Here is a 9,373-nt window from a genome sequence, read left to right on the forward strand (position 1 = left end):
AATGGCGTAGCCTGGAACGCATGACGGCGGCACCCGAATTGCGCGACCTGGCGGATCGCGACGACGTCGCGAGGCTCGTGCGCACGTTCTACAGCCGCGCGTTCGAGGACGAGCTGATCGGCCACATCTTCACCGACGTGGCGCACATGGATCTCGACCACCACCTGCCGATCATGTGCGACTTCTGGCAGACCGTGCTCTTCAACGCGGGCCTGTATCGGCGCAACGCGCTGCAGCTGCACTACGTGCTGAACGCGAAGCATCCGCTGCATGAGGAGCACTTCGAGCGCTGGCTCCTCCTCTGGACCTCGACCGTCGACGATCTCTTCGCCGGCCCGGTGGCCGAGCGGGCGAAGCTGCAGGCCACGCGCATCGCCGGGTCGATCCATCGCCGGCTCGAGGGCCGCTCGGGAAGTCAGTTCGAGAGCCTCGCGCACCGCGATGTCCCCGACACGTTCGAGTACGGTCATCGTGTGCGTCAGGACGAGGCGGTGGCGGAGCCGTGAGCGGCGACCGCGTGGCAGAGCACCTTGCGGGTTCGACGGAGCCGGCGGCGCGGCGACGCGTGCTGGACGTGCTGGTCGGGTCGAGGCATCCGCTGGACGCGAAGGCGGTCGCCGACGAGCTGGGCGTGCACATCACGACCGCGCGGTTCCATCTCGACCAGCTCGAGGCGGCGGGACTCGTGCAGCGTCGCACCGCAAGGGAGAACCGGCCGGGCAGGCCCCGGGTGGTGTACGCGCTGAGCGCGTCGCTTCGTGCGGCGGATGCCCGCGAGCAGCTCATCGAGGTGCTCGCGAACGCGCTGGGCGACCCGGTGCCGGCCGGCGGGCCTCCGCGACGGCGGGGCCGTGCGGCGGCATTGGCCGCCGGCGAGCGATGGGCCGACGTGATGGAGCAGCGTGAGCACGCGGACAGCGGTCCGGCGGCGAGCGCCGAAGCGGGCGGCGCTGACCCCGTTCACGACCTCGTCGACGTGCTCGACTCCCTCGGGTTCGCGCCGGAGGCGGTGGGCGACGAGATCCTCATGCACGAGTGCCCGTTCCGGGCTGCCGCTCGCGAGCGGCCCGATGTGGTGTGTGCGGTGCACCAGGGGCTCGTGGAGCGGATGCTCGCATCCACCCCAGCGAACGGAGCGCGGATGCTCGCTTCCGCTGCCGACGACACCACCCAAGTCCCGGCATCCGTGCCGCGAACAGCGACCCTGCTGCCGTTCGTTCAGCCGGACCTGTGCGTGGTGCGCCTCGGTCGCTCGGCCTGAGCGCGGGTCACGCTGTCGCCAGGCCGACCACCCCGATGGCGATGAGCAGGGCGACCTTCACGACCTCGAGCGCGATGTACGCGAAGTGCATACTGTGGCGCGGCATCCGTTCCGCAGTGCGTCCCGTCGTCACGCGGCGGTCCATGAGCGGCCGCAGCACGAGCGCACCGAGGCCGAGCACCACGATCACGGCGATCGTTAGTACGAGCGAGAGCGGGATGCCCTGCACGAGCACGGCGATGAGAAGCACTACCGCTGCAACACCCTCGATCGTGTTCAATGCGCGGAACACGAGCCGTCCGATGCCGACGCCCACCTCGATCGTCAACCCGGGCGCACGGAACTTGAGCGGCGCCTCCAGGAACGAGATGCCGAGCACGAGGCCGAGCCAGGTGAACGTCACGGCGACCTGCGTGGCGAGTGCGGGATTCACTTGCTTCCTGCCTATCGATTGGACACCGAAGCGTGCGACCGGCGAACCGGCCGCACGCATTCCAGGGTAAAGCGGAACATTATCCTTTTTACCAGATGGCGCACGTTCGCACCCGGTCGTACGATCACTGCGGAACGTTCATTCCGACACACGACGGAGGAGCCCGCTCATGAACTCGCAGAACCACCACTCGTTGTCCTCGAACGCGCTGACCCGTCTCCTGGGCGTCGAGGTGCCGATCGTGCTGGCGCCGTTCGGCGGCCTCTCGTCGGTGGAGCTGACCGCGCGAGTGAGCGAGCTCGGCGGGCTCGGATCCTGCGGGCTCTACGGATACGATGCCGACCGCATCCTCCGTACCGCCGAGGAGTTGCGCGCCGCGACGTCGCGCCCGTTCTCGTTCAATCTGTGGCTGCCGACGGGCACCGAGCGCGACCCGGAACCCGACGAATACGCCCGAGCGGTCGAGGCGGTGCGGCCGCTGTTCGCCGAGGTGGGCATGGAGGTTCCGGATGCTCCTGCCCGCTTCCTCCCGCCCTTCGAGGAGCAGCTGCAGGCGGCGCTGGATGCCCGCCCGGCCGCGCTCAGCTTCGTGTTCGGGGTGCCGGGGCGAGACATCCTGGAGGCGGCGCACGAGCGCGGCATCGTCGTCATCGGCTCCGCGACGACCGTGGACGAAGCGGTGGCGCTCGAGCAAGGCGGCGTCGACGCGATCGTCGCCACCGGTGCCGAGGCGGCGGGGCACAAGGTGGCGTTCCTGGAGCCGGCCGAGCGGTCGCTGGTCGGACTGTTCGCACTGGTTCCTCAGGTGCGCGACGCCGTGGATGTTCCGGTGATCGCCGCAGGAGGCATCGCCGACCGGCGTGGCGTGCGTGCCGCGTTCGCGCTCGAAGCAGACGGCGTGCAGATCGGTACCGCGTTCCTGCACACGAAGGAGTCGGCGGCGAACGACGCGCACAGGGCCGCGATCGAGGCCACGCCCGCGCACGGCAGCGTGCTCACCAGGGCGATGAGCGGCCGGCTCTCCCGCGGAGCCTCGAACCTCGCGGTGCGCACGATCGAGCAGGCGGATGCGATCGCACCGTTCCCCGCGCAGAACTGGCTTACCGGGCGCTTCCGTGCGGCGGCCGGTGCGCAGGGCAAGGGCGAGCTGCAGTCGCTGTGGCTCGGCCAGGCCAGCCGCCTCGCCACGCTGCAGACCGCCGACGCGGTCTTCGAGGAGCTCGCTGCGGGACTGCCATCGTAGGCGGCGGCCGCGACGCCAGGCCCGTCAGTCAACAGGACATAGACCGCTTTCCCGCCGAGAGCATGACCGATGGGCCTGTTTTCGGGCGATCGTCATGTTGGCGTGAGGCCGGGACACGGCAGAGGCGCACGAGCGTCCACACGAAGAGCACGCCGAGGGCGATGTTGCGGGCGACGAGCAGGGCGATCGCGCCCGGATTCGCATCGATGACGAGGTCGTAGATCCACGGATAGAAGGCCTGGGTCAGTGCGGCGACGACGAGGCCGACGAGCGCCGGGAATCGGAATCGGTGCGGTTGCTGCACCAGGCCGTAGACGATGGGCGCGGCGAGCCAGGTGATGTACTGCGGCGAGAGCACCTTGTCGAACAGCATGAGCGCGAGCACCAGCGCAAGCATGAGCGACGGAAGCGCCTTCGCGTCGTGACGCATCGCCGCGAAGAGCCCGAGCGCCATCACCGCCACCAGGGCGACGAGCAGCAGCGGAGTCATGAGATGCACGGCGATCTGGCTGCCCGGTCCCGACACCTCGAACGTGTTGAGCGCGCGACTGTAGAACACGTGGGACGGAGGCAGGTGCAGCGCGGCAGCCCACAACCATCCGGATGCCACGGGCGACTCGATCTGCAGGCCGCGGGCATCCTGCGTGCCGATGAAGCTGAAGAGACGCGTTCCTGCGCCGAGCGCCAGGGGCACGGCGACGATGGCGACGGATGTCACCATGGCGACGACGATGGTGCGAAGGCGATGGCGGGCATCCAGGAGCAGCGACGCAAGCAGGGCGACGGGCCACACCTTGATCCACGTCGCGACGGTGAGCAGCACGACCGCCACACGCGGCCTCGTGCTCAGCCAGAGCAGACCGACGATCGCGATCGGCACCGACACCGTGTCGATGCGCGTGAGCGCGATGGGTCCGAGCAGGAAGATGAACGCGAGCCACCACCACGCGGCCGTCCAGTGCCGACGGCTCGCACGATGGGTCAGGATGGCGATAGCGGCGGCGTCCAGTCCGGTGACCATGACCATCCAGGCGAAGCCGTACGCTTGCGCGCCGAACAACATGGGCGCCAGCACCGGCACGAGTGCGGCGATCGGATACACCCAGCGCGAGTCGATGCCGACGATGCCGTGCCCCGCGAACACATGGTGGGCCCACGGAAGGTACATCGTGTGCACGTCGCCGAGGTACTTGTGCTGGTCGAGCGACAGCACGAGTGCGACGATGACGACGTGCACGAACCCGAACGCGAGCCACAGCCAGAGGCGGGATGCACGTGGCCGCGCCAGCCACGCACGCGGGCGAGCCTGGGTCGACGCGGCGTCGTTCGACGCGGTGTCCCTGGGGAGCTGCACACTCGGATGCTACGCAACGGCGGTTCCAGCGAACTCCCGTTGCGCGTTCGGACACCGCGTGATCACGCCGGCCCGGTGTTCGAGAGCCGGTGCACGGCCGTGCTTCCCGCGCGAATACTGGAGAGTCAGCCGCTCGACGTTCTGTGAGGGTCTTCACGCGGGATGCAGCGAGCGCGCTGCCTCCCGCGTGTGCCACTCTTGGATGCCATGGGCGCTGTACTCGGCCTGATCGCCGCGCTCGCGTACGGTGCCTCCGACTTCGTCGCCGGCATCGCCAGCCGTCGCACCCCGGTCATGCTCGTCACGGCCGTCACGCTCGTGACGGAGTTCCTGCTCGCGCTCGTCGTGCTCGCGTTCGTGCACGGTGCGGGGCCAACACCATCCGCGCTGCTCTGGGGCGCGCTCAGCGGGGTCGGCAGCGCCGTCGGAACGCTCGCCCTGTACCAGGGTTTCGCGGTCGGGTCGATGAGCATCGTCGCCACGGTCTCGGGCGTGCTCACCGTGGTGATCCCCGCCGTGGTGGGTGTGGCGATCGGCAACCGTCTCACCGTTCTCGGGCTGGCGGGTGTGCTGGCGGCGGTCGTCGCGGTCGCCCTCGTGTCGTGGACCGGCGGACTCCCGTTCCGGCGCCGCACCGATGACGGCCGGCCGAGCCCGTCCGGCGACGAACGGCGGCGCACGAGCGGAGCCGGCTATGGCGCGCTGGCCGGGGCATCCTTCGCGCTGCTCTTCATCGCGCTCGAGCGCTCCGGCACGTCCTCCGGCGTGTGGCCGGTCGCCAGCGGGCAGCTGCTGGCGTGCCTGGCCATCGTGCCCATCGTCCTGATCGGGATGCGCCGCGACAGGATGCCCGCCAGCACCGTGCTTCCCGCCCTGCGCCTGCCCGCGATCGCCGGCGTGCTCGGCGGCCTCGCCGCGTTCAGCTACCTGTCGGCCACCGGGCTCGGCGAGCTCGTGATCGTCGCGGTGCTGACGTCGATGTACCCGGCGGTCACGGTGCTGCTGGCACGCTTCGTGCTCGGCGAACGGTGGAGCCGGGTGCAGGCGGCCGGACTCGTGCTGTCGGCGGCATCCGTCGCGGCCGTCGCCCTGTCCTGACCGGCTCGCGCGAACGGCCGGCTGACGTGTGAGCGGAGCGACCTCGTACTCTCGAGACATGACACAGGCACGCTTCGCCGTTTCTGTCTACGCCTCCCGACTGGATCGCGCGGCAGCGCTCGTCGCCGACGCCGGGCTCGACGCCGTGATCGTGACGCCAGGGCCGGATCTGCAGTACCTGATCGGATCGCGCGCGAGCACGTTCGAGCGGCTCACGGCGCTCGTGCTGCCGGCATCCGGTGCGCCGTTCGTCGTCGCGCCACGCATGGAACTCGCCGCCCTGCGCGCGTCGGCGCTCGGCGAGCTCGACGTCGAGGTGCGGGACTGGGTCGACGGCGACGACCCGTACGCGCTCGCCCTGAGGAGCCTCGGCGTCGTGCGCCGGTTCGGCCTCTCAGAGGCGACCCCCGCGCTGCACTCGATTCCGCTGGCCTCGACGGCGGATGCCGCGCCGGAGCTCGCCACCCCTGTGCTGCGCCGCCTCCGCATGGTCAAAGACGAGGCGGAGATCGACGCGCTGCGCGAGGCGGGCGCCGCGATCGACAGGGTGCACGCGCGGGTCGGCGAGTGGTTGCGCACTGGACGCACGGAGCGAGAGGTCGCGGCCGACATCGCGGCGGCGATCGTGGAGGAGGGACACGCCGAGGCGGACTTCGTGATCGTGGGGTCCGGTCCGAACGGTGCCGATCCGCACCACGAAGTGTCCGACCGAGTGATCGGTGCGGGCGAGACGGTCGTCGTCGACATCGGCGGGCCGACCGATCTCGGTTACAACTCCGACAGCACGCGAACGTACGCGACCGGCGAGGTGAGTGCGGGCATCCGGGATGCCTATGCCGCCCTCGAGCGCGCGCAGCAGGCTGCCGTCGATACGGTTCGACCCGGCGTCACGGCCGAGAGCGTGGATGCTGCGGCCCGTCGCGTGCTGCGGGATGCCGGCCTCGCCGACCGCTTCATCCACCGCACCGGGCACGGCATCGGGCTCTCGGTGCACGAGGAGCCATACATCGTCGCCGGGAACGCCACCGTTCTGGAACCCGGCATGGCATTCAGCATCGAGCCGGGCGTGTACTTCCCGGGCGAGTGGGGTGCCCGCATCGAGGACATCGTGGTCGTGACCGACGACGGCGCCGAGCCGCTCAACCGGCGGCCGCACTCGCTGACGCAGGTGTGACCCGGCGAAAGCCGTCAGAGCTCGCCGAACGGTACCGTCGGGTCCACGAGCCTGGCCGGATCCACGCGTCGTCCCTCGATGATGAGCGGCTTGATCTGATCGACCACGTCCCACACGTTCACGTTCATCGCGGCGAGGATGCGATCATCCGGGTCGACCCAGAAGGCCACGAACTCGCGTCCCTCCAGGTCGCCGCGCGTGAGCACCCGGTCGTAAACACCCCTCGGCGCGTGCCCGATGTACTCCATGCCGAGGTCGTACTGGTCGCTGAAGAAGTAGGGCAGCTCGGTGTACGCGGTGTCCTCGCCGAGCAGTGACGCCGCGGCGGCGGCCGGCTGGTTCAGAGCGTTGGCCCAGTGCTCGACGCGCACGCGACGGCCGAGCACCGGATGCTCGTGGTTGGCGATGTCGCCGACCGCGTAGATGTCGGGGTCGCTGGTGCGCAGCGAGGCGTCGACGAGCACGCCGTTGTCGATGTCGAGTCCTGCCGACTCCGCGAGCGCCAGGTCGGGCGCGACGCCCACCCCGATCACGACGGCATCGGCCGGGATCGTCTCGCCGCCCTCGAGCTCCACGCCGGTCGCCGCGCCCGCGTCGGTCGTCACGGCGGTGAGGCGTGCGCCGAGGCGGAGGTCGACGCCGTTCGCGCGGTGCAGGTCGGCGAACACCGTGGCGGCCTCGGGGCCGAGCACGCCCAGAAGGGGGAGGTCCAGCGCCTCCACGACGGTGACCTCGGTGCCGGCGGTCCGAGCAGCCGCCGCCACCTCGAGCCCGATCCAGCCGCCGCCGATGATGACCAGCTTGCGGCCGGGCCCGAACACGGCCTTGATCGCGTCGGAGTCGTCGACCGTGCGCAGCATGTGCACGCCCGCCGCGTCCGCGCCCGGCAGGGGAAGCCGACGCGGAACGGATCCCGTGGCGAGCACCAGCTTGTCGTACCCGAGCGAACGGCCGTCGTCGAGACGCACCTCGTGGGCGGCCGCGTCGACATCCGTGACGCGGGTACCGGTGAGCAGTGTCACGTCGTTGGCCGCGTACCAGTCGGCGGGATGCACCGTGGCATCCTCGAGCGTCGACCTGCCGGCCAGGTAGTCCTTCGACATCGGTGGGCGCTCGTAGGGGAGGTGGTTCTCTCCGGCGACGAGCGTCAGCTCGCCGCGATACCCGTGCTCGCGGAGGGCCTCGGCGGTCTTCGCTCCGGCGAGGCCGCCGCCTGCGATGATGACGTGCTCGGGTGTGCTCATGGTCTGTCTCCTTCGGCAGCTGGTGCGGCGTGTGGCGGGTGGTATTTCAGGCGGCGATGCCGCAGAGCGAGAGGAACTCCTGCCTCGAGCGCTGATCGTCGCGGAGTCGGCCGAGCAGCGCGGAGGTCACTGTGCTCGTGCCGGTGGCGAGAGCGCCGCGCAACGTCATGCACGTGTGCTCCGCCGAGACGACCACCCCGACCGCCTGCGGATGCAGGTGCTCGTCGAGCCAGTCCGCGACCTGCTTCGTGAGCCGCTCCTGGGTCTGCGGACGGCACGCGAAGTGCTCGACCACGCGAGCGAGCTTGGAGAGACCGACGATGCGCTCGCCGGGCAGGTATGCGACGCACGCGCGGCCCGTGAAGGGCAACAGGTGGTGCTCGCAGATCGAGCGCACGGGCACGTCGCGGACGAGAACGAGCTCGTCGTAGCCCTCCTCGTTCGGGAACGTCGTGAGATCGAACGGGCGGGGCGTGAACATCTCGGCCCACGCCCTCGCCATGCGGCCGGGCGTCGCACGCAAGTGCTCGGACTCGAGCGAGACGCCGAGCGCCAGCAGAAACTCCTTCGCCGCCAGCTCAGCTCGCTCGAGATCCGGCTCGTCCGTGGTGGTCACGACCCGCAACGGGGCGAGCTTGGACGGTCGCACGCCGCCGTACCGCGCGGAGGCGTCGCTGTCGTCGTTCGCCGGCTCAGGCATCCGTCGCATGGCCGCGCTGCTCATCGCCGTGCCGCCGCTTGGCTCATGGTGTGCTCCTCGTGACGCCGGGGATTGCGAAGGCTCCGGCTCTACTACCAACATCCGCTGGTTTTAGATTCGTCCAGTGAAGACCTTTTGTCAAGGATGATTATCAATAGAATGAAGGTGTGGAAACGCAGCAGTCCCCGGAGTCGCTGACGAGGCTCAGCGCGCTCGCCGATCCGGTACGGCAGCGGCTCTACGAGTTCGTGGCGAGTCGGGATGCACCGGTCGGCAGAGACGCGGCGGCCGAGTCGGCGGGCATCAGCCGAACGCTCGCCGCCTACCATCTCGATCGGCTCGCCGAGGTCGGGCTGCTCGAGGTGAGCTACGCCAGGCAGAACGACCGCACCGGGCCAGGCGCAGGCAGGCCGGCGAAGCGGTACGCGCGGTCCGCGAGCGAGGTCTCCGTGACGGTTCCGCCGCGCGACTTCGGGCTCCTGGCCAGGCTGCTCGCGACCGCCGCCGAGGCCGACGAGACGGGCGTCGTCGGTACCGCGCTGAACCGCGCAGCGGGCGAGGAGGGGGTCGAGGCTGGACGCCGCGGGGGAGAGCTGATCGGATGCCTGCGCCAGAGCGGCTACGAACCCGCCATCGACGACGATGGAGACATCGTGCTGCGCAACTGCCCGTTCCATCAGGTCGCTCAGCGTCAGACCGAGCTCGTCTGCGGCATGAATCACGCGCTGATCCGTGGCATCCTCACCGGGGCGGGAGCCGACTCGGAACGGGCAGAGCTGGCGCCGTGCCCGGGGCGCTGCTGCGTCGTCATCCACCCCGAGCAGTGAGTCGTGGGGGGGGGGGGGGGGGGGGGGGGGGGGGGGGGC

Annotated in this window: 10 protein-coding genes; 6 read left to right on the top strand and 4 right to left on the bottom strand. The window is 70.2% G+C overall.

The genetic code is table 11. From position 1 onward, the window contains the following. The first annotated feature begins 20 nt into the window (after positions 1–20). Positions 21–506 (top strand): group III truncated hemoglobin, encoded by a 486-nt coding sequence (locus tag ACTHNC_RS05600; RefSeq protein ID WP_440293612.1) that lies wholly within the window; start codon positions 21–23, stop codon positions 504–506. After that, on the top strand, positions 503–1,261 hold the full coding sequence (locus ACTHNC_RS05605) for a helix-turn-helix transcriptional regulator (RefSeq protein ID WP_440293613.1): 759 nt from the start codon (positions 503–505) through the stop codon (positions 1,259–1,261). The genes ACTHNC_RS05600 and ACTHNC_RS05605 overlap by 4 nt, the downstream gene beginning before the upstream one ends. Before the next feature lie 7 nt (positions 1,262–1,268). On the opposite strand, the gene ACTHNC_RS05610 is transcribed toward ACTHNC_RS05605, so the two are convergent. Then, on the bottom strand, positions 1,269–1,694 hold the full coding sequence (locus tag ACTHNC_RS05610; protein WP_440293614.1) for a hypothetical protein: 426 nt from the start codon (positions 1,692–1,694) through the stop codon (positions 1,269–1,271). A gap of 169 nt (positions 1,695–1,863) precedes the next feature. Between ACTHNC_RS05610 and ACTHNC_RS05615 the strand changes: the two genes are divergently transcribed. Next, the gene (locus tag ACTHNC_RS05615) at positions 1,864–2,937 is read left to right on the top strand and encodes an NAD(P)H-dependent flavin oxidoreductase (protein ID WP_440293615.1); all 1,074 of its coding nucleotides are present in this window, start codon (positions 1,864–1,866) and stop codon (positions 2,935–2,937) included. Between the two features lie 28 nt (positions 2,938–2,965). Here ACTHNC_RS05615 and ACTHNC_RS05620 read toward each other — a convergent pair whose 3' ends face one another. After that, the gene (locus tag ACTHNC_RS05620) at positions 2,966–4,291 is read right to left on the bottom strand and encodes a glycosyltransferase 87 family protein (protein WP_440293616.1); all 1,326 of its coding nucleotides are present in this window, start codon (positions 4,289–4,291) and stop codon (positions 2,966–2,968) included. A 207-nt stretch (positions 4,292–4,498) separates the two neighbouring features. Here ACTHNC_RS05620 and ACTHNC_RS05625 point away from each other — a divergent pair, with 207 nt between their 5' ends. Together ACTHNC_RS05625 and ACTHNC_RS05630 are read left to right on the top strand one after the other, a co-directional pair. After that, positions 4,499–5,389, top strand: coding sequence for an EamA family transporter (locus ACTHNC_RS05625; protein ID WP_440293617.1), 891 nt, complete (start codon positions 4,499–4,501; stop codon positions 5,387–5,389). Between the two features lie 58 nt (positions 5,390–5,447). Further along, positions 5,448–6,563 carry a M24 family metallopeptidase gene (locus tag ACTHNC_RS05630; RefSeq protein ID WP_440293618.1) on the top strand — a complete coding sequence of 372 codons (1,116 nt, stop codon included), beginning with the start codon at positions 5,448–5,450 and terminating at the stop codon, positions 6,561–6,563. Between the two features lie 14 nt (positions 6,564–6,577). On the opposite strand, the gene ACTHNC_RS05635 is transcribed toward ACTHNC_RS05630, so the two are convergent. Together ACTHNC_RS05635 and folE are read right to left on the bottom strand one after the other, a co-directional pair. Further along, positions 6,578–7,807: an NAD(P)/FAD-dependent oxidoreductase gene (locus ACTHNC_RS05635; protein ID WP_440293619.1), complete on the bottom strand. Its 1,230-nt coding sequence runs from the start codon at positions 7,805–7,807 to the stop codon at positions 6,578–6,580. 46 nt (positions 7,808–7,853) lie between these two features. Then, positions 7,854–8,531 carry a GTP cyclohydrolase I gene (gene folE / locus ACTHNC_RS05640; protein ID WP_440293620.1) on the bottom strand — a complete coding sequence of 226 codons (678 nt, stop codon included), beginning with the start codon at positions 8,529–8,531 and terminating at the stop codon, positions 7,854–7,856. A 143-nt stretch (positions 8,532–8,674) separates the two neighbouring features. Here folE and ACTHNC_RS05645 point away from each other — a divergent pair, with 143 nt between their 5' ends. Beyond that, entirely contained in the window at positions 8,675–9,334 is a 660-nt protein-coding gene (locus ACTHNC_RS05645) for a helix-turn-helix transcriptional regulator (protein WP_440293621.1), read from the top strand. Positions 9,335–9,373 lie beyond the last annotated feature (39 nt).

This window comes from Humibacter sp. (assembly GCF_051954055.1).
Classification (GTDB): domain Bacteria; phylum Actinomycetota; class Actinomycetes; order Actinomycetales; family Microbacteriaceae; genus Humibacter.

Coding starts and splice junctions, on each gene's coding strand:
- ACTHNC_RS05600 (WP_440293612.1), top strand. CDS start 21: ATGACGGCGGCACCCGAATTGCGCGACCTGGCGGATCGCGACGACGTC.
- ACTHNC_RS05615 (WP_440293615.1), top strand. CDS start 1,864: ATGAACTCGCAGAACCACCACTCGTTGTCCTCGAACGCGCTGACCCGT.
- ACTHNC_RS05625 (WP_440293617.1), top strand. CDS start 4,499: ATGGGCGCTGTACTCGGCCTGATCGCCGCGCTCGCGTACGGTGCCTCC.
- ACTHNC_RS05630 (WP_440293618.1), top strand. CDS start 5,448: ATGACACAGGCACGCTTCGCCGTTTCTGTCTACGCCTCCCGACTGGAT.
- ACTHNC_RS05635 (WP_440293619.1), bottom strand. CDS start 7,807: ATGAGCACACCCGAGCACGTCATCATCGCAGGCGGCGGCCTCGCCGGA.
- folE (WP_440293620.1), bottom strand. CDS start 8,531: ATGAGCAGCGCGGCCATGCGACGGATGCCTGAGCCGGCGAACGACGAC.